The sequence below is a fragment of the Marivita sp. genome (assembly GCF_048006345.1).
In the GTDB taxonomy this organism is placed as follows: Bacteria; Pseudomonadota; Alphaproteobacteria; order Rhodobacterales; family Rhodobacteraceae; genus Marivita.
Genome location: NZ_CP180351.1, coordinates 4,214,339 through 4,233,414 on the forward strand (window position 1 = coordinate 4,214,339; position 19,076 = coordinate 4,233,414).

Here is a 19,076-nt window from a genome sequence, read left to right on the forward strand (position 1 = left end):
TCTTAGTTCCCTTCGATCGTCAGCGCGTCGTTCACGAGCGCCGTTTGCTGTGCTTTGTGTTGGCTGGCCAGACCCGTCGCCGGGGAGGCCGATGTGGCGCGGCCCACGTAGCGGGGGCGCGGGTGCTTGGCGTTGATGCGGCCCAGAACCCATTCGAGGTTCGGTTCCATGAACGTCCAGGCCCCCTGGTTCTTGGGTTCTTCCTGGCACCAGATCATCTCGGCCTGTGGGAAGCGTTCCAGTTCCTTGACCGCAGAGATGGCCGGGAACGGGTAGAACTGTTCGAACCGCAGGATGTAGATGTCGTCGATGCCACGGGCGTCGCGCTCTTCCAGAAGGTCGTAATAGACCTTGCCCGAGCACATCACGACGCGCTTGATCTTGTCATCGCTGACCAAGGTGGTGTCCGAGTTGCCATACTGCGCATCGTCCCAGAGCACGCGGTGGAAGCTTGATCCGGTGGTGAATTCCTCGGTCTTGGAGACCGCCAGCTTGTGACGCAGAAGCGATTTCGGCGTCATCAGGATGAGCGGCTTGCGGAACGAGCGGTGCAGCTGGCGGCGCAGGATGTGGAAGTAGTTGGCCGGGGTGGTGCAGTTGGCCACGATCCAGTTGTCCTGACCGCTCATCTGCAGGAAGCGTTCAAGGCGCGCGGAGGAATGTTCCGGACCCTGACCTTCGAACCCGTGCGGCAGTAGGCAGACAAGGCCCGACATGCGCAGCCACTTGGATTCACCAGAGCTCACGAACTGGTCGAACATGATCTGCGCGCCGTTGGCGAAGTCACCGAACTGGGCTTCCCACAGGGTCAGCGCATTCGGTTCGGCCAGCGAGTAACCATACTCAAAGCCCAAAACCGCATATTCCGACAGAGCGGAGTCGATCACTTCGTAGCGCGACTGGCCTTCGCGGATGTGGTTCAGCGGGTAGTACCGCTCTTCGGTTTCCTGGTTCACGATGCCTGAATGACGCTGGCTGAACGTGCCGCGTGTGCTGTCCTGCCCGGCAAGACGCACGGGATACCCTTCGGTGAGCAATGAGCCAAAGGCCAGTGCCTCGGCGGTTGCCCAGTCAAAGCCGATGCCGGAGCTGAACATCTCCTTGCGGGTCTCGAGCAGGCGTTCCACGGTCTTGTGCACCGGGAAGCCGTCGGGCAGGCGCGTGAGGGCCTCACCGACCTGGGCCATGGTCTCGGGCTGGATCGCGGTCTGGCCGCGCTGGTAGTCGTCCTTGTCCTGACGGTCGAGATGGCTCCAGCGGCCGTCCAGCCAGTCGGCCTTGTTGGGCTTGTAGGTTTTGCCGGCTTCGAACTCTTCGTTCAGATGCGCCTGGAACGCCGCCTTCATATCCTCGATTTCGCCTTCGGGGATCAGGCCGTCCTTGACCAGACGCTCGGTGTAGAGCGACAGGGTGGTCTTCTGTTGCTTGATCTTCTTGTACATCAACGGGTTGGTGAACATCGGTTCATCGCCCTCGTTGTGACCAAAGCGGCGGTAGCAGAACATGTCGATGACAACGTCCTTGCCGAATTTCTGGCGGAACTCGGTGGCGACCTTGGCGGCATGCACCACGGCTTCGGGATCGTCGCCGTTGACGTGGAAGATCGGGGCCTCGACCACCAGCGCGTTGTCCGTGGGGTAGGGCGACGAGCGCGAGAAGTGCGGCGCTGTGGTAAAGCCGATCTGGTTGTTTACGACGATATGGACCGTGCCGCCGGTGCGGTGACCGCGCAGGCCGGACAGGGCGAAACATTCCGCCACGACACCCTGACCCGCAAAGGCCGCATCGCCGTGCAGAAGGATCGGCATGACCTTGCGGCGCTCGGTGTCGCCCATCTGGTCCTGCTTGGCGCGGACCTTGCCCAGAACAACCGGGTTCACCGCCTCGAGGTGCGAGGGGTTGGCGGTCAGCGACAGGTGGACGGAGTTGCCATCGAATTCGCGGTCGGAGGACGCACCGAGGTGATATTTCACGTCGCCCGAGCCATCGACTTCTTCGGGTTTGAAGCTGCCACCCTGGAATTCGTTGAAGATCGCGCGGTAGGGCTTCTGCATCACGTTAGCCAGAACCGACAGGCGGCCGCGGTGCGGCATGCCGATGACGATTTCCTGAACGCCAAGGTTGCCACCCCGCTTGATGATCTGCTCCATCGCCGGAATGAGGCTTTCGCCGCCATCAAGGCCAAAGCGCTTGGTGCCCATGTACTTCACATGGAGGAATTTCTCGAAGCCTTCGGCCTCGACCATCTTGTTCAGGATCGCCTTGCGGCCTTCGCGGGTGAAGGCGACTTCTTTGCCGTAGCCTTCGATTCGTTCCTTCAGCCATGCGGACTGTTCAGGATCGGAGATGTGCATGTATTGCAGCGCGAATGTGCCGCAATAAGTGCGGCGCACGATATCAAGGATCTCGCGCATGGACGCGATCTGGAGGCCCAGAACGTTGTCGATGAAGATCGGGCGGTCCATGTCGGCCTCGGTGAAGCCGTAGGATTTCGGATCAAGTTCGGGGTGGGCCGTCTGTTCGCGCATGCCCAGCGGATCAAGATCGGCAGCCAGATGGCCCCGGATACGGTAGGCGCGGATGATCATCAGGGCCCGGATGGAGTCGAGCACGGCGCGCTGGATTGCGTCGTCGGTGACCTGAACGCCTTTTTCCTGCGCCTTCGCCTTGATCTTTTCGCCTGCGCCTTTGATCTCTGCCGGGGCGACGGGCCATTGACCATCCAGTGCTGCGGTCAAGTCATCATTCGGCATCGGCGGCCAGTCGGGACGTGCCCAGCTTGGGCCGGATGCCTCTTTCTTGACGCTGACCTCGTCATCGCCCAGTTGCCGGAAAAACGCCTGCCACGCTTCATCGACCGCGTTGGGGTCGTTCGCATACCGCGCGTACATCTGTTCCAGATACGCCGCGTTGTGCCCCTGCATAAAGCTGGAGGCGTGGAAAAGGTCGTTGGGGCTTTGATCCGTCATGTGTTGTGGTCCTCCCGAACCGGTCTGATCAAGCAGCAGGAAAGAGGATCATGCGATCCGCTATCGCGCGGCTCTCTTGTTGTGCGCAAGCCGGGCGCGTGCCCGGCCTGCCGATAATCATGGGCGTAGGCCGGGGCGTCTGCCCGGCCCTTGCCTTAACCCTTGATCGCAGCCAGCACCGCTTCGCCAAGGCTGGCGGGGCTTTCGGCAACGACGATGCCAGCGGATTTCATCGCTTCGATCTTGTCTTCTGCGCCGCCCTTGCCGCCTGCAACAATTGCGCCAGCATGGCCCATGCGACGGCCCGGAGGGGCAGTGCGGCCCGCGATGAAGCCAGCGGTTGGCTTCCAGCGGCCTTTTTTCTTCTCATCGGCGAGGAACTGTGCTGCTTCTTCTTCGGCAGAGCCACCGATCTCCCCGATCATGATGATCGACTCGGTCTCGTCATCCGCGAGGAACCATTCGAGCACATCAATATGCTCGGTCCCTTTGATGGGATCGCCGCCAATGCCCACACAGGTGGACTGGCCAAGGCCGACGTCAGTGGTCTGCTTGACCGCCTCGTAGGTCAGAGTTCCCGAGCGCGACACAACGCCGACGCTGCCGCGACGGTGGATGTGGCCGGGCATGATGCCGATCTTGCAGGCGTCGGGTGTGATGACACCGGGGCAGTTCGGGCCGATGAGGCGCGACTTGGAGGTTTCAAGCGCGCGCTTGACCTTCATCATGTCCATCACCGGGATGCCTTCAGTGATGCAGACGATCACTTCCATCTCGGCGTCGATCGCTTCGAGGATCGAGTCCGCGGCGAAGGGTGGTGGCACGTAGATCACGGTCGCGTTCGCCTCGGTTGCGTGCTTGGCCTCGTGGACCGAGTTGAAGACCGGCAGGTCAAGATGGGTCATGCCACCTTTGCCGGGGGTCACGCCGCCGACCATCTTGGTGCCATAGGCAATCGCCTGTTCGGTATGGAAGGTGCCCTGCGAGCCGGTGAGGCCCTGGCAGATCACTTTGGTGTTTTCGTCGATGAGTACGGCCACGGTGGCTCTCCTACTTCTGTCGTTCGGTCCGCGCGGTGCGGAATTATTCGTAAATCTGGCTGTAGCCGATCGAGAGGGAGACCCCCCTGTCGCGGATCCAGCTGTGCGAGACGGCGAAATGGCGTTCCTTGGGGACGCGGAAGACCCATTGATGTGCGGACTCATGCGGCGATGGTGTGTCCATCTCGTCTGAGAGCGCGCCGGGGTATGTCGCGTCGATCCGGGCCTGCATGATGTCGCGCAGGTCATTGAAGAACGCCTCGGTTCCGGGGTCGGGCGGAATGGTGAGCTGGCAGGCGAGGGAGTCGATCCGACGCGAGAACACCACGTGCGCGCCGCCGGGATTGCCGAACATGGCGGCCTCGTCCGAGGCCATCACCTGCGGCAACCCTGCGGCGGTTGCGAGTTCCTGTGCGGATGCGAAGAGCGCATCGAAGTCGAGCGATGTTGTGACACACGCCTCGCCCATCAACGCGCCTGCGTCTGCCGGATCGTCAAACGGTCCAGCAGCGACCCAGCCGGGAATGGCCGCAACAGCAAGTGCGGTTATCCAGCCAGCCCGGATCATCAGCCCTTGACCGCCTTCACGATCTTCTGCGCGCCGTCCTTGAGATCGTCGGCGGCAATCACGTCGAGGCCGGAGTTCTGGATGATCTCCTTGCCCTTTTCGACGTTCGTGCCTTCGAGACGCACAACCAACGGCACCTTGAGGCCGACCTCTTTGACCGCCGCGATCACGCCTTCCGCGATCACGTCACACCGCATGATGCCGCCGAAGATGTTGACGAGGATGCCTTTGACGTTCGGGTCGGATGTGATGATCTTGAACGCCTCGGTGACCTTTTCCTTGGTCGCCCCACCCCCCACGTCCAGGAAGTTGGCGGGTTCCGCTCCGTAAAGCTTGATGATGTCCATCGTCGCCATGGCAAGGCCCGCGCCGTTCACCATGCAGCCGATTTCACCGTCGAGCGCGATGTAGTTGAGGTCGTATTTGGATGCCTCAAGCTCTTTCGGGTCTTCTTCGGTCTCATCCCGCAGTTCGGCGATTTCGGGGTGCCGGTACATCGCGTTGCCGTCAAAGCCCATCTTGGCGTCGAGGCATTTCAGATCGCCATCGTCGGACACGATCAGCGGGTTGATCTCGAGCATCTCCATGTCTTTTTCGGTGAAGAGCTTGTAGAGTGTGCCCATCAGCTGAACGCATTGTTTGACCTGCTTGCCTTCGAGGCCGAGGTTGAACGCGATGCGGCGACCGTGGAACGGCTGGTAGCCCGTTGCAGGGTCGACCGAGAAGCTTAGGATTTTCTCGGGCGTCTTTTCCGCGACTTCCTCGATGTCCATGCCGCCTTCGGTGGAGGCGACGAAGGACACACGGCTGGTCTGGCGGTCGACGAGAAGGGCGAGATACATCTCGGTCTGGATGCCCGATCCGTCTTCGATATAGATGCGGTTGACCTGCTTGCCCGCGTCGCCGGTCTGCTTGGTCACAAGGGTGCGGCCCAACATTTTCTTGGCTTCTTCGGCGGCTTCTTCAACCGAACGGGCAAGGCGTACACCACCGGCTTCGCCAGCGCTCTCTTCCTTGAACTTGCCCTTGCCGCGACCACCTGCGTGGATCTGGGCCTTGACCACCCAGAGCGGCCCGTCCATTTCGCCTGCCTTGGTCTTGGCTTCTTCGGCCTTGAGGACCACGCGGCCATCCGACACCGGGGCGCCGTAGCTGCGTAGCAGGGCTTTCGCCTGATACTCGTGGATGTTCATCGGTCAACTGTCCCGTTTCTTGCTGCGATTTGCGGCGATATAAGTGCGGGAGGTGTGAAGACTTAATTGTTTTTTTGCCGCAGGGCGGGCAAATCGGCAAAAAACCGACATTTGTGATCACAGCGAAAAAAAGTGTGATCACATATCTATCGAAAGAGATAGACGCGGGTCCAACATGCAGCATGGCCACACCCGAATCTTTTGAATTTTGGATGTGTTGACCATGACTCGCGCAGGCGCATACACTTAAATTCGATGTCGCTCGTGCACCAAAGCACACAATAAATCGCGGCACTTTGAGGACGACGCAGGTCAATGAATACGAGTGTCCGCACATTCGAGGTGTGCCTGTCGGCCAGTTCAAGCGTCGACACGTGCGCTTTGCCGTTTTCTGAAATCGCCTGCCATCGCAATGCCCTCGTCGTGCCTTTTCGCCGGAGGCATCGTGACGGCAAAACGTTTCACGCCGGAGTGTTTGACGTCGACGGCAAAGTTTTGCGCGACACCGAGATTCGGACCCTGACTCGCAATACGCTTGCGACGCGCGATGTGCGCGATGCTGCCTTGGCTGACGCACAAAGCCTGCCGGGATCGTGGCTGTTTTGCGGAGGTATGTCGATCCAGTTCGGACATGTTATCACCCGCGGACTTGGGCGAATTTGGGCCACGGACAGGTTGCCGAAGTCGGTAAATCTGCTGTTCAGTTCGCTGCTCTACTCAGAATGTGAACACGCTTTCCTGAACCGTTTGCTCAAGTCGTTGGGCATAGAAAACGAGTACGCGATTGTTCATGCGCCGACGCATGTCGAAACGCTTTACACCGCGCCGGATCTGTTCAGTGAGGTATGTGACGGCCTGGCGACGCCGAGTTACGCTGCTTGGGTTCGCAGCAAACTGCCCCGAAATGGCCAGTCGCGATTTGGTCGCAAAATCTACATCACGCGTAACCAGATGTCTGGAACGGTAGGACGGCATCTTTGCGAAGATGTTCTCGAGGAGAATCTGGCAAGTGCTGGCTTCGATATCGTCGCGCCGGAGCGGCTTAGTTTAACTGAACAGCTCGAGATGTATCGAGAGGCCGATACGGTCATCGCTGCAGATGGATCTGCGCTGCATATCCTGCCATTCACGTTCCGTCCCGACGCAACTTGCATCATTGTGAAGCGCAGGTCGGAAGTCCCGGCACTGATCACCAATCATGTGCGCAGTTTCACACAAGCTCGGATCGTCGAAATCGATGCGATCGAGGACGTGGCGTGGCCACGCCAGCGCGCCGACAACATTTCGTTGGTCACACTCGATTTCGAAAAACTGCGCGTTGCCTTGATCGCACAGGGCGTCGTGGGAGCGAATGATCCATGGCGCTGCCCCACCCAGGAAGAGTTCGAAAAATCACGCAACCTTGGTCGACCCCGATCTGTCGGCTTTGTCACAGACGCCGAGCGTCCTCAGTTCTTGAGGCAGTTGCGTCGCACACGACAGGAGAAAAAGAGTATGAAGGATATGAGTGAAGAGACGACGGTTCCCGCGCTTGAGGGGCAACCCTATATCGAGGTCCTTGGTCAACTGCACGAAAAACTGAAACCGAACTGGTACCTTGAGGTCGGCACATTCACCGGCAAGAGCCTGTCTCTGGCCAAATGCAATACAATTGCCGTCGATCCGGAGTTCAAGCTGAAGTACCCGGCTGTGAACACCGCCGGGACGCAGATGTTTTTCTTCCAGCAGGGCAGCGATGACTTTTTCGCGGGTGATTTTCTGAAGAAAAACAAGATTTCTGTAGATCTTGCGTTTCTGGATGGGATGCATCTTTTCGAGTATCTGCTTCGGGATTTTATCGAGACCGAAAAGGCAATGTCCAAGAAAGGGGTGATCGCGCTTCACGATTGCTGCCCGACAACGGAATATATGGCGACCCGCGAATTCCATCGGGGAGACTGGACAGGGGACGTCTGGAAGACCCTTCAAATCCTGCAACTCTATCGTCCCGATCTCAAGATCGACGTGACGACCGCGCAGCCGACCGGGTTGGTGCTGATCCGTAACCTGAACCCACGCAGCACCGTACTAAGCAAGAAGTACGATGCGCTGGTCAAGGAATTCATGGACAAGGAGTTGTCGGATTTTGACGATGGCATCGCCGGGTTTTTCAAAACGCTGAACCTAAAGGATCCGGTAGAGGTTCTGAAAAAGATGTAAATGAAAAAGGCGGCCACTGGGCCGCCTTTTTTGTCTTTATCCAACGTGGCGTTACGCGAGGCTTTCGTCGATGCCTTTGCAGGCTTCAACCAGACCTTTGACGGCGTTGACCGAATTGTCGAACATGGCCTGCTCGTCTTTGCTGAGCTGGATGTCGACGATCTTTTCGATGCCGCCGGCGCCGATGATGGTGGGAACGCCAACGTAGAAGCCATCAAGGCCGAATTCGCCGTCGCAATAGGCCGCGCAGGGCAGGAGGCGTTTCTGATCCTTGAGGTAGGCTTCGGCCATTTCGATGGCGGATGTCGCGGGGGCGTAGAACGCGGAGCCGGTTTTCAGCAGACCAACGATCTCTGCGCCGCCGTCACGGGTGCGCTGCACAATGGCGTCGAGCTTGTCTTGCGTGGTCCAGCCCATCTTCACCAGATCGGGCAGGGGGATGCCTGCGACGGTGGAGTAGCGGGTCAGCGGAACCATCGTGTCGCCGTGTCCGCCGAGTACAAAGGCGGTGACGTCTTTCATCGACACGTCGAATTCGAGGCTCAGGAAGTGGCGGAAGCGGGCGCTGTCGAGAACACCGGCCATGCCGCAGACCTTGTGGGTCGGCAGGCCCGAGAACTGCTGGAGCGCCCAGACCATCGCGTCGAGCGGGTTGGTGATGCAGATCACGAACGCGTCCGGTGCGTTGGCGGCGATGCCTTCGCCCACGGATTTCATGACCTTGAGGTTGATGCCCAACAGGTCATCGCGGCTCATGCCCGGCTTGCGCGGTACACCGGCGGTGACGATGCAGACGTCCGCGCCCGCGATGTCGGCGTAGTCCTGCGTGCCTTTGAGCTTTGCATCGAACCCTTCTGACGGGCCGGATTCAGCGATGTCGAGCGCCTTGCCCTCGGGGGTGCCTTCGGCAATGTCGAAAAGTACGACGTCGCCCAGTTCTTTGAGTGCCACGAGGTGAGCAAGGGTGCCACCGATCTGTCCCGCGCCGATGAGGGCAATCTTGGGTCTGGCCATGGAATTTGTCTCCGGTCCGTTTTGAATTTGCGCTGTGCTAGTCCGACTTGGGGTATTTCGCAAGTGCGGCGGAGACGCACGTCTTGGCTGGCAGGTCGGGGCAGGCCGGGATATGTCAATGAAATGCCGTGGGAAAGTGGAGGTTTCATGGACGCTCTGAGCTGGACAGTTTTTGCGTTGGGCGTTCCTGCGGTGGTCTTTGCGGGCGTCTCGAAAGGCGGTTTCGGGTCGGGCGCGGCGTTTGCCAGCGCGTCGATTCTGGCGTTGGTGGTGGAGCCCGCGATTGCGCTGGGGATCATGCTGCCGCTCTTGATGCTGATCGACGTGGTCAGCCTGCCTGCTTATTGGAAGAAGTGGAGCTGGCCGGAAACGCGACTGCTCCTGTGGGGCGGCGTGCCTGGCACGTTTCTGGGGGCGCTGTTCTTTGGCTGGGCCGATGATGATGCGATCCGGTTCCTGATCGGGGGTATCTCGGTCGCCTTTGTCGTCTGGCAGTTGGTTCAGGCGGCAGGCTGGGTGAAGATCGGGGAACGCCCGATGTCCCCGACCGCAGGTGTGACCGCGGGTGTCGCGTTAGGGTTCACCAGTTTTGTCAGCCATGCGGGCGGGCCGGTGGCGGCGGTGTATCTGCTGGGACGAAAGCTGAGCAAAACCGCCTTTCAGGCGACGACGGTGATCGTCTTCTGGGCGATGAACGTTCTGAAAGCGGGGATTTATGCCGCGATGGGCTTTTTCACGCTGGAGACGCTGACGCTGAACCTCGCGCTGGCGCCGTTTGCGATTTTGGGAACCTATCTGGGTGTCCGGGCACATCATATCGTGCCCGAACGGGTGTTTTTCGGTCTGACCTATGTGTTGCTCATGGTGACCGGATCAAAGCTGATCTTTGACGCGCTGACCTAGGCGTCCTCGGCAGGGGTTGGCAGAGATTCTTCCAGACGCTCAAACGCCTGACCGCTGGCGACAAGGCAGGTGAGGCCGGACGCGTTGGTGACGGTGATCGTCCAGCTTCCGGTCGTGGTGGAGGCGAACACCTCGACCATCGTGTTGTTCTGGGCAAGGCCGATGGATTGGCGGGTTTCACCATAGGCGCTGGCCAGTCGTTCGATCACCAGATCGCGTGCAGCGCAGTTCTGCTGTGCCTGCGTGAGTGTCGAAGATGCCATCAGCGCGCCGATGGCCAGCACTGTCATCTTCCAGAAATCTCGTTTCATCGCCTTACCCCTTTGTCGGCTGTGATGGGGCAGAGCGTCCGGTGGATCGGTTTGGAATTGGTTAACGCAACGTTCGAATGCGGGTGCAGCAGCTTTTTTCTGCGGTGCGGCGCATCGCCTCTTGCAGTTTTTGCAAAAGAATGTAGCTCTCTGGCGCAACATTATTACCCAAGACTCGCCCAGGAGGCCGCCATGGACATGCGCACCCGCCCTTATCGCTCGGTTCTTTACATTCCGGGGTCGAAGGACCGGGCGTTGGAAAAGGCGCGGGGTTTGCCTGTTGATGCAATCATCTTTGACCTCGAAGATGCGGTGGCTGTCGATGAAAAGCCCGCCGCGCGGGAAACGCTGAAAGCGGCGCTTGCGGTGGGTGGCTACGGTGCGCGGGTGCGGATCGTGCGGATCAACGGGCTGGACACCGAGTGGGGCCGGGCAGATGCGGAAGCCGTGGCGCAGATGGACTGCGATGCGGTGCTGCTGCCCAAGGTGGAGAGCGCTGCACAGCTTGATGCGCTGGCCGAGATCACCGGCGACCTGCCGATCTGGGCGATGATGGAAACGCCGCGAGGGATGCTGAATGCCGCCGAGATTGCGGCGCATCCAAAGATGGCGGGGATGGTGATGGGCACCAATGACCTTGCCAAGGAATTGCAGACCCGGTTCCGTCCGGATCGTCTGCCGCTTCTGACCTCTCTGTCGATGTGCCTGCTGGCGGCCAAGGCCGAGGGGCTGGTGATCGTGGACGGTGTGTATAACGCGTTCAAGGATGATGAGGGCCTGAAGGCGGAATGTACGCAGGGCCGCGACATGGGCTTTGACGGTAAGACGCTGATCCATCCGGCACAGGTGGACATCGCCAACACCGCCTTCGCGCCCGCACCGGAAGAGATTGATCTCGCCCGCCGCCAGATCGCCGCTTTCGAGGCGGCGGAGGCCGAAGGGCAGGGGGTTGCGGTGGTCGATGGCAAGATCGTTGAAAACCTTCACGTTGCCACGGCGCGTGAAATACTGGCAAAAGCAGAGGCAATCGAAACCATCCAAGCGGGGTAAGCCATGATGGGTCTTCTTGTTCTCGGACTGCTGATTTGGGTCGGAGCCCATATTTTCAAGCGCGTCGCGCCCGCGCAACGCGAGGCGATGGGCGACAAGGGCAAAGGTGTGGTGGCGGTTCTGCTGCTAGTCAGCCTTGGCCTGATGATCTGGGGCTATCGCGGTGCGGAGTTCATCCCCGTGTGGAACCCGCCCTCATTCATGGTGCACATCAACAATCTGCTGATGCTGATCGCGGTCTTTGTGTTCGGCATGAGCGCCACAACGGGCCGTCTGCGCGGAAAGATGCGGCATCCGCAACTGACGTCGGTCAAGATCTGGGCGGTGGCGCACTTGTTGGTGAATGGCGATGTTGCCTCGATCATTCTGTTCGGCGGGATGCTGGCCTGGGCGGTGCTTGAGGTGATCCTGATCAACAAGGCCGTGCCGGTGTGGGATCGTCCGCAGCCGGGTGAGGCGAAGAAAGACGTGGTGCTTGTTGTGATCACGCTGGTGATGTTCGGGCTGATGACCGGCATTCACGCGTGGCTCGGCGTTTGGCCATTTCCGGGGTAAGCCATGAAGATTTATCGACTTTTGACTGAAGACGACACGTCGGCCTTTTGCCACAAGGTGTCGCTGGCCCTGAGCAAGGGGTGGGAGCTTTATGGCGATCCCACTTATGCGTTCGATCATGCCAATGGCGTGATGCGCTGTGGGCAGGCGGTGACCAAAGAGATCGACGCCCCCTACCATCCGGAGATGAAACTTGGCGAACAGTGACACACTCGACCGACCTGCGACCGCAACGAAGGGCGCTTCGATGACGAAAACGAATGAAGGCCGTTTCTTTGAGGATTACGTGGTCGGGCATGTGATCCGCCATGCGGTCCCGCGTACGGTGTCGGGCGGGGAGCGGGCGCTTTATCACGCGCTGTATCCGGCACGGCATGCGCTCTATTCGTCGGACATGTTTGCGCAAAGCTGTGGTCTGCCGTCGTCGCCGATTGACGATCTCGCGGCGTTCCATGTGGTGTTCGGCAAGACGGTGCCGGATGTGTCGCTGAACGCGGTTGCGAACCTCGGCTATGCCGAAGGACGCTGGCTGACCCCGGTCTATGCGGGGGACACGCTGCGGTCGGAATCCGAGGTGATCGGGCTGAAGCAGAACTCCAACGGCAAGACCGGTGTGGTTTGGGTACGGACACGCGGTTTGAACCAGAACGACCAGTTGGTGATGGAATATGTGCGCTGGGTCATGGTGCGCAAGCGGGACGCCGATGCGCCCGCGCCCGAAACTGTGGTGCCGGAGTTGAAGACGGTTCTGTCCGTGGACGACCTGACCATTCCGCGTGGTTTGGACTTTACCAACTACGATTTCGAACTGGCGGGCGAGTCGCATCGTTGGGGGGACTACGCCATTGGCGAAAAGATTGACCACGTGGACGGCGTGACCATCGAGGAAGCGGAACACATGATGGCGACCCGGCTGTGGCAGAACACGGCCAAAGTGCATTTCGATGCCACGTTCCGGCCCGATGGGCAGCGGCTCATTTACGGTGGGCACGTGATCAGCATGGCGCGGGCGCTGTCGTTCAACGGTCTGGCGAATGCGCAGATGATCGTGGGCTTGAACGGTGGCGCACATGCGAACCCGTGTTTCAGTGGGACGACCGTTCGTGCGTGGTCCGAGGTGCTGGACAAGGCGGAAACCTCTGCCCCCGGCGTTGGTGCTGTGCGGTTGCGGCTGGTGGCAACCTCGGCTGGCGGGTCGATGGAGTTGAAGGACGAGGACGGGAAGTACCTGCCGCATGTCTTGCTTGATCTCGATTATTGGGCTTTGATGCCTGTGTGAGATACGCGCTTGCCCTTTTGGCTGCCGGTGTCCCCGGCAGTCTGATGGCCGACGAGGCGGAGGATGCCTTTGTCGAAGCAAACATCCTTGGGATTTTCTATCACGAACTGGGTCATGCGCTGATCGACGTGATGCAGATGCCCGTGTTCGGGCAGGAGGAAGATGCCGCCGATGTGGCGTCGATCCTGCTCATTGACCATTTGTTCGAGCCTGAGTCGGCGCTTGCGATGGCCTATGACGTGGCCAACGGCTTCTGGGCCGAAGCGGTGGCGAATGCCGAAAACCCTGTGCCCTATTGGGACACACATGGCCCAGACGAACAGCGGTTCTATAACACGGTCTGTCTGTTCTACGGCGGCGATCCGGATACGCGGGATGATTTTGCAGAAGACATGGAACTGCCCGAGGAACGCGCGGAATACTGTGTCGAGGAATACGAGCTGGCGGCAGACAGCTGGGGCGCGGTGTTCGACGAGTTGGCCGAGGGTGGGGAGCCGATGCTGTTCACGGCTGAGGTGGAAGGCAGTTTTACGGCCGGTATCATCGGAGCCGAGGTTGAGGCGTTGAATGCGGATTTCGGGTTCCCAAGCACGGTGCAGGTGATCACGGGCGTATGCGATGAGGCCAACGCGTTTTACGATCCATCGGACCAGTCGATCATCATGTGCGAAGAGTTTGAAGCGCATCTTCGGCTGCTTTACGAGATGCTGCAAAACTGAAATCTTTGCCATTCGGCCGATGTCATGGGCGCTCTTGGATCAGAATGGCCACAGGCCGGGCGACTCAATTCGGACCTGGCAAGGGCCGTCATTATGATGGAACGCGCTGCGTAAAAGTTGCGGGTCTTTGCTCATTGGATTATTTGTGATCACTGTTTTTGTGCGTGTGATCACATAATTTCAGAAATCTGCCTGATTGCGCCAAAAAACCGCGCCTTTGAGGGGCGGGCCCGCGTGACACCGCTTTCAAAACCAATAAAAAGGCTGTCAGGAACCGGAAAGGACTCAGATCATGGCTGACGTCAATCGGGGCAATCGACCCCTGTCACCACACCTGCAAGTTTATCGCCCACAGCTGACCTCGATCACGTCGATCCTCACACGTATCACGGGCAACGCCCTGATCGTCGCGGCCTTGATGATCGTCTGGTGGTTGCTCGCGGCCTCGACAGGGCCGGAATATTTCGCCTTCGCCAACGGCTTTGTCACAAGCTGGTTCGGTGATCTGGTGATGTTCTTGTCGCTCTGGGCGCTGTGGTATCACACGCTGGCGGGCATCCGGCATCTGATCTGGGACAACGCGAAGATGCTGGAGCTTGACCAGGCTGAAATGCTGGGGTGGATGGTGATCATCGGCTCTGGCGTTTTGACGGTCTTTTCCGTCATCGTGCTTTGGTAAGGGGGGCGCATCATGGCTTTTCTGACTGACCGTAAACGCGCCGTTGGCATGGGTGCCGCAAAATCCGGGACCGAGCATTTCTGGGCGATGAAGAAATCGTCTGTCGCGCTGCTGATCCTGATCCCTTTCTTTGTCTTCACCTTCGGCGGTATCCTTGGATCTTCTTTTGAAGAGGTGCAGGCCTACTACGCCCGTCCTTTCCCGGCGATCATCGCGGCACTGACCCTGATCGTTGGCTTCAAGCACTTCAATGATGGTTTCCAAGTGCTGATCGAAGACTATGTGCATGGCATCTGGGAGAAAATCCTGATCCTTGGCATGACCTGCATCAGCTACGGCGCAGCGGCCGTGGGCATCTTTGCCATCGCCAAAATGGCCCTTTGACTAGCGGAGTTTCCAGCAACATGGCTGCATACGAATACGAGACGCATGAATATGACGTCGTGGTCGTCGGCGCAGGCGGCGCAGGGTTGCGCGCCACGCTTGGCATGGCCGAACAGGGGCTGCGCACCGCCTGTGTGACCAAGGTGTTCCCGACACGCTCGCACACGGTTGCGGCGCAGGGCGGGATTGCCGCATCACTGTCCAACATGGGCCCGGACCACTGGCAGTGGCACATGTACGACACCGTGAAGGGGTCGGACTGGCTGGGTGACACGGACGCGATGGAATACCTCGCCCGTGAAGCGCCCAAGGCGGTGTACGAGCTTGAGCATTATGGCGTGCCGTTCTCGCGGACCGAGGAAGGCAAGATCTACCAGCGTCCGTTCGGCGGCCACACGACCGAATTCGGTGAAGGCCCGCCCGTGCAGCGCACCTGTGCGGCGGCGGACCGGACCGGTCACGCGATCCTGCACACGCTTTATGGGCAGTCGCTGAAGAACAACGCGGAATTCTACATCGAATATTTCGCAATTGATCTGGTGATGTCCGACGATGGCCGTTGCACCGGTGTTGTCTGCTGGAAGCTGGACGACGGCACGATGCATGTCTTCAACGCCAAGATGGTGGTGCTGGCGACCGGCGGCTATGGCCGGGCCTATTTCAGCGCGACCTCGGCCCACACCTGCACCGGTGACGGTGGCGGCATGGTGGCCCGCGCGGGTCTGCCGCTTCAGGACATGGAGTTCGTGCAGTTCCACCCGACGGGCATCTACGGCTCTGGCTGTCTGATCACCGAAGGCGCGCGCGGAGAAGGTGGGTATCTCACCAACTCCGAAGGCGAGCGGTTCATGGAGCGCTATGCGCCGAACTACAAAGACCTGGCACCGCGCGATTACGTATCCCGGTCCATGACGATGGAAATCCGCGAAGGCCGTGGTGTGGGCGCCGAGGGCGACCATATCCACCTGAACCTGTCGCACCTGCCGAAAGAGGCTTTGGCCGAGCGTCTGCCGGGCATCTCTGAGTCCGCCAAGATCTTCGCCGGTGTTGACGTGACCAAGGAACCGATCCCGGTTCTGCCGACGGTCCACTACAACATGGGCGGCATTCCGACCAACTACTGGGGCGAAGTGTTGAACCCGACCAAGGACGACCCGAACGCGGTTGTTCCCGGCCTGATGGCTGTGGGTGAAGCGGGCTGTGCATCTGTGCATGGTGCGAACCGCCTTGGATCGAACTCGCTGATCGACCTCGTGGTCTTTGGTCGTGCGGCTGCCATCCGCGCGGGCAAGGTTGTGGATCGCGACAGCGCTGTGCCGTCAACCAACACCGCGTCGGTGGACAAGGCGTTCGACCGCTTCGACGGGCTGCGCAACGCCAAGGGCACCATCCCGACCGCCGAACTGCGGCTTGAGATGCAGAAAACGATGCAGGCCGATGCGGCCGTGTTCCGTACCTCGAAGACCATGAAGGAAGGTCTCGACAAGATGGTCGCCATTGCGGGCAAGATGGACGACCTTAAGGTCACAGATCGCAGCCTTGTCTGGAACAGCGACCTGATGGAAACGCTGGAACTGACCAACCTGATGCCCAACGCGCTTGCGACGATTGCCGGGGCTGAGGCGCGCAAGGAAAGCCGTGGTGCGCATGCGCATGAGGATTATACCACGCGGGATGACGAAAACTGGCGTGTTCACACCATCGCACGGGTTGAGGGCAACCAGATCGACCTGACCTATCGTCCGGTGGTCAAAGACCCGCTGACGACGGAAGAGCAGGGCGGTATCTCGCTTGAGAAGATCAAGCCGAAGGAACGCACGTTCTGATGCGTCTTGCGGTTGTCGCGTGTCTGGTTCTGGCGGGCTGTTCCGTACAGCAGCAGGACCAGATTGCGCGCGATGCGGCACGGTCGGCGATCACGCCGGTGCTTATCGAGCGGTTCCCGGGGGTACCGCTTGAACCCGCGCTGAACTGCGTGATCGACAATGCGAGCGCCGTGCAGATCCGGGCGCTCGCGCTGGACAGTGTGACAGGACCGACCGAGAGCGCGGTGCAGATCGTGACCGATATCGTCTCGAAACCCGAGACGATCCGGTGTTTGGCGGTTGAGGGTTTGCCTGCCTTGCTGGTGGCGGGCGCTAGGCGTTGACCGCTTCGACATAGGCGAGGATGGCGGCCTCATCCGCGTCTTTGCGGCGTTCCAGTTCGTCCATGCAGCGCAACGCGTAATCCGTGAATCCATACACGCCATCCGCAATCAGGGCCATCTTGCGCAACTGGTCGCTGGTCAGGTCGTCAGCGCGCGACAGATCGCGGAAATACAGGATGTCACCGTCCAGAAGATGGGTGCGTTTCGCGTCGTTCACATGGCCCAAGTAGCGTGACCGCACGTGCCGTTGGACCGTGTGATAGAAGGAGTGCGGGACAAACCCGAGATTGCGCAAGGTCACGTCGATGTCGCCAAAGCTCGGCTGATCCTCATAAAGCGGGAAGAAATTGATTTCAGAATGCACGGCGACGGCAGTTGCGATTTTGTCTTTGCCGTTTTCGAATACCATCTTTTCCGCGCCCTGAATGTCGATCTTGAGCAGGTCAATGCGTTGAATGTCGTCCAGGTCATCAAGACGGCGCGTTTCCATTTCGGCAGTCTCGATCAATTGCGCGGCGCGTTTCAGGCCCATGAGGTAGAACAGGGTCGGCCTGCGGATCGAGAGGAGAGAGGTTAGCCCGGAACCTTTGTAGATGTTCAAACTATGGGCTTTGCCGTCACCGATGGCGTGTGGCAGATAGCGGTCGCCCTCGCCACGCCCTTCGGTCAGTGTGACAAGCGTTTCGGCCTGCGGATCGAATCCCGTGATTACCACATCCCCGTTTTCCTGAAGATCCTTGTAGGGCGCCTCGAAGTTCATCGGGTTTGCGCCGACATCCGTGATGTGCAGCTTGTCGTCATAGCGCAACGCGGCGCGAAGGGTTTTGATACGGTTTGCAAACGCGTTCGGCATCGGGACACTTTCGATTGGGATTACTGGGTAAGAAGCTTTGCGATCTCGGCGCTGCATATGTCCGGCCCACGCTCTTTGGCAAAGTCAAAGCAGGCCATTCGAACCTTGCGCAGATCGGTGTCCGACATCTCGATGAACTGCAACATGCTGCGGATCAGCCCGCGCGGGGAAGCAGGATCATAAAGCAGATCGTGGCACGCTTCGGGAGTAGTTTCGCGCAATTCGCGGATGTTCGGGCCAATGATTGGCAGACCGAAGGTCAGCGCCAGCATGACCGATCCAGAGGTGAACATGGATTGATAGGGTGCCAGAAACACATGGGACGCGCCGAAGATTTCGGGGATCTCTTCGTCGGGGATGCGATCCGTGCGCAGATCAATATTCGGGTTTGCATTGAGAACGCGGAGCATCCGCGCCTGGGATGAAAACGCCTTGCCGTACATTCGCAGGTGATAGGGCACGCCCCGCTTGGTCAGTTTTCCGGCCACGTCGGCTATGGCGTGGACGCCTTTTGGACCGCGGAACATGCCGAAGAACAGGAATTGACGTGTATCGGCCTTTGCGAGTTTGCGGGTGGTCGTCGTTTTTGCAGGCTCATATGCGCCAAGGTAGCTGGGATGGGGAATCACGTGCAGTTTGCTGCGGTCCGCGCCATAGGTGGAGACCATGTGGTCGGCGGCATGCTCGGCATGTACGTGGATCGCGTCGGCCAGTTGGCTCAGCTCTCGGCGACCCCTTTGGAAGGTTTCCAGGTCGCGGGCTTTGTGCGGGGCGTCATTGTGGATGGTCCATACGATCCGTCCGCCGCGCGCCTTGAAGCGGCGCAGCGTCTCAAGGGCCGCGTCAAGGTCTGCCTCGTTGCTTTCGGCATCGTCACTGCGCCCGAACATGCGGTCGTCCCAATGGATATGGACGACGGTGAAGTCCCCGGTTTTCAGCCGGTCAAGGGCACCAGGGCCTGCATATTCGCAGTCAAACTCTTCGGGGAGTTCCGAATACAGAAGTGACTGATAGGGGTTGCCTGCCGTGGAGGGCAAACACAACAGTTTCCTGTTCTCCGTCAGGGGCTTCGCGACTGCGGCATTTTGCATCTTTGGTCTCTTTTTGCCTGTGTTTGCCTGTTGTTTTTGACCGTAATCCCGTAGACATGGCATGTCGAAGTTATACTAATTGCCAGATGAGTGATGCGCATTTTTTGCAGCGTCCCGGAC

At 59.6% G+C, this 19,076-nt stretch carries 19 protein-coding genes; 11 read left to right on the plus strand and 8 right to left on the minus strand.

Annotated features, from left to right (window positions below; genetic code table 11):
- Window positions 1-2: 2 nt before the first annotated feature.
- The 4 genes from ACMVPR_RS20490 to sucC form a co-directional block, all read right to left on the minus strand.
- Window positions 3-2,969 carry a 2-oxoglutarate dehydrogenase E1 component gene (locus ACMVPR_RS20490; protein ID WP_416884369.1) on the minus strand — a complete coding sequence of 989 codons (2,967 nt, stop codon included), beginning with the start codon at window positions 2,967-2,969 and terminating at the stop codon, window positions 3-5.
- 155 nt (window positions 2,970-3,124) lie between these two features.
- Window positions 3,125-4,009 carry a succinate--CoA ligase subunit alpha gene (sucD, locus tag ACMVPR_RS20495; RefSeq protein ID WP_300584629.1) on the minus strand — a complete coding sequence of 295 codons (885 nt, stop codon included), beginning with the start codon at window positions 4,007-4,009 and terminating at the stop codon, window positions 3,125-3,127.
- A gap of 43 nt (window positions 4,010-4,052) precedes the next feature.
- The gene (locus ACMVPR_RS20500; RefSeq protein ID WP_416884370.1) at window positions 4,053-4,577 is read right to left on the minus strand and encodes a hypothetical protein; all 525 of its coding nucleotides are present in this window, start codon (window positions 4,575-4,577) and stop codon (window positions 4,053-4,055) included.
- Window positions 4,577-5,770 carry an ADP-forming succinate--CoA ligase subunit beta gene (gene sucC, locus ACMVPR_RS20505; RefSeq protein ID WP_416884371.1) on the minus strand — a complete coding sequence of 398 codons (1,194 nt, stop codon included), beginning with the start codon at window positions 5,768-5,770 and terminating at the stop codon, window positions 4,577-4,579. Before sucC ends, ACMVPR_RS20500 begins: the two co-directional genes overlap by 1 nt.
- A 342-nt stretch (window positions 5,771-6,112) precedes the next feature.
- Between sucC and ACMVPR_RS20510 the strand changes: the two genes are divergently transcribed.
- Window positions 6,113-7,969: a glycosyltransferase 61 family protein gene (locus ACMVPR_RS20510; RefSeq protein ID WP_416884372.1), complete on the plus strand. Its 1,857-nt coding sequence runs from the start codon at window positions 6,113-6,115 to the stop codon at window positions 7,967-7,969.
- A gap of 51 nt (window positions 7,970-8,020) precedes the next feature.
- On the opposite strand, the gene mdh is transcribed toward ACMVPR_RS20510, so the two are convergent.
- Complete coding sequence (gene mdh / locus ACMVPR_RS20515; protein WP_292267529.1) at window positions 8,021-8,983, minus strand: malate dehydrogenase; 963 nt, start codon at window positions 8,981-8,983, stop codon at window positions 8,021-8,023.
- Between the two features lie 147 nt (window positions 8,984-9,130).
- On the opposite strand from mdh, the gene ACMVPR_RS20520 reads away from it, so the two are divergent.
- Window positions 9,131-9,886, plus strand: coding sequence for a sulfite exporter TauE/SafE family protein (locus ACMVPR_RS20520; protein WP_416884373.1), 756 nt, complete (start codon window positions 9,131-9,133; stop codon window positions 9,884-9,886).
- Here the strand turns inward: ACMVPR_RS20520 and ACMVPR_RS20525 are convergent.
- A complete protein-coding gene (locus tag ACMVPR_RS20525; protein WP_416884374.1) occupies window positions 9,883-10,197 on the minus strand; it encodes a hypothetical protein in 315 nt (104 codons plus the stop codon). The genes ACMVPR_RS20520 and ACMVPR_RS20525 overlap by 4 nt on opposite strands.
- Window positions 10,198-10,389: 192 nt before the next feature.
- On the opposite strand from ACMVPR_RS20525, the gene ACMVPR_RS20530 reads away from it, so the two are divergent.
- The 9 genes from ACMVPR_RS20530 to ACMVPR_RS20570 all read left to right on the plus strand — a co-directional run bounded on the left by ACMVPR_RS20530 (window position 10,390) and on the right by ACMVPR_RS20570 (window position 17,012).
- On the plus strand, window positions 10,390-11,247 hold the full coding sequence (locus tag ACMVPR_RS20530; RefSeq protein WP_416884375.1) for an HpcH/HpaI aldolase/citrate lyase family protein: 858 nt from the start codon (window positions 10,390-10,392) through the stop codon (window positions 11,245-11,247).
- 6 nt (window positions 11,248-11,253) lie between these two features.
- Complete coding sequence (locus ACMVPR_RS20535; protein ID WP_416884690.1) at window positions 11,254-11,802, plus strand: NnrU family protein; 549 nt, start codon at window positions 11,254-11,256, stop codon at window positions 11,800-11,802.
- 3 nt (window positions 11,803-11,805) lie between these two features.
- Window positions 11,806-12,009, plus strand: coding sequence for a DUF1737 domain-containing protein (locus tag ACMVPR_RS20540; RefSeq protein WP_292267535.1), 204 nt, complete (start codon window positions 11,806-11,808; stop codon window positions 12,007-12,009).
- 40 nt (window positions 12,010-12,049) lie between these two features.
- Window positions 12,050-13,081, plus strand: a complete 1,032-nt coding sequence (locus tag ACMVPR_RS20545; protein WP_416884376.1) for a MaoC family dehydratase — start codon at window positions 12,050-12,052, stop codon at window positions 13,079-13,081.
- A complete protein-coding gene (locus ACMVPR_RS20550) occupies window positions 13,078-13,800 on the plus strand; it encodes a DUF4344 domain-containing metallopeptidase (protein WP_416884377.1) in 723 nt (240 codons plus the stop codon). The genes ACMVPR_RS20545 and ACMVPR_RS20550 overlap by 4 nt, the downstream gene beginning before the upstream one ends.
- 292 nt (window positions 13,801-14,092) lie before the next feature.
- On the plus strand, window positions 14,093-14,479 hold the full coding sequence (gene sdhC / locus ACMVPR_RS20555; protein ID WP_416884378.1) for a succinate dehydrogenase, cytochrome b556 subunit: 387 nt from the start codon (window positions 14,093-14,095) through the stop codon (window positions 14,477-14,479).
- 12 nt (window positions 14,480-14,491) lie between these two features.
- Window positions 14,492-14,863 carry a succinate dehydrogenase, hydrophobic membrane anchor protein gene (gene sdhD, locus ACMVPR_RS20560; protein ID WP_292267544.1) on the plus strand — a complete coding sequence of 124 codons (372 nt, stop codon included), beginning with the start codon at window positions 14,492-14,494 and terminating at the stop codon, window positions 14,861-14,863.
- 20 nt (window positions 14,864-14,883) lie between these two features.
- Window positions 14,884-16,689 (plus strand): succinate dehydrogenase flavoprotein subunit, encoded by a 1,806-nt coding sequence (gene sdhA, locus ACMVPR_RS20565; protein WP_416884379.1) that lies wholly within the window; start codon window positions 14,884-14,886, stop codon window positions 16,687-16,689.
- Window positions 16,689-17,012 (plus strand): hypothetical protein, encoded by a 324-nt coding sequence (locus ACMVPR_RS20570; RefSeq protein ID WP_416884380.1) that lies wholly within the window; start codon window positions 16,689-16,691, stop codon window positions 17,010-17,012. Before sdhA ends, ACMVPR_RS20570 begins: the two co-directional genes overlap by 1 nt.
- Here the strand turns inward: ACMVPR_RS20570 and ACMVPR_RS20575 are convergent.
- Both ACMVPR_RS20575 and ACMVPR_RS20580 read right to left on the minus strand, forming a co-directional pair.
- Entirely contained in the window at window positions 17,002-17,865 is an 864-nt protein-coding gene (locus tag ACMVPR_RS20575; protein WP_416884381.1) for an FkbM family methyltransferase, read from the minus strand. The two genes, ACMVPR_RS20570 and ACMVPR_RS20575, sit on opposite strands and share 11 nt — an antisense overlap.
- A gap of 20 nt (window positions 17,866-17,885) precedes the next feature.
- Window positions 17,886-18,956 carry a glycosyltransferase family 4 protein gene (locus ACMVPR_RS20580; protein ID WP_416884382.1) on the minus strand — a complete coding sequence of 357 codons (1,071 nt, stop codon included), beginning with the start codon at window positions 18,954-18,956 and terminating at the stop codon, window positions 17,886-17,888.
- Window positions 18,957-19,076: the final 120 nt, after the last annotated feature.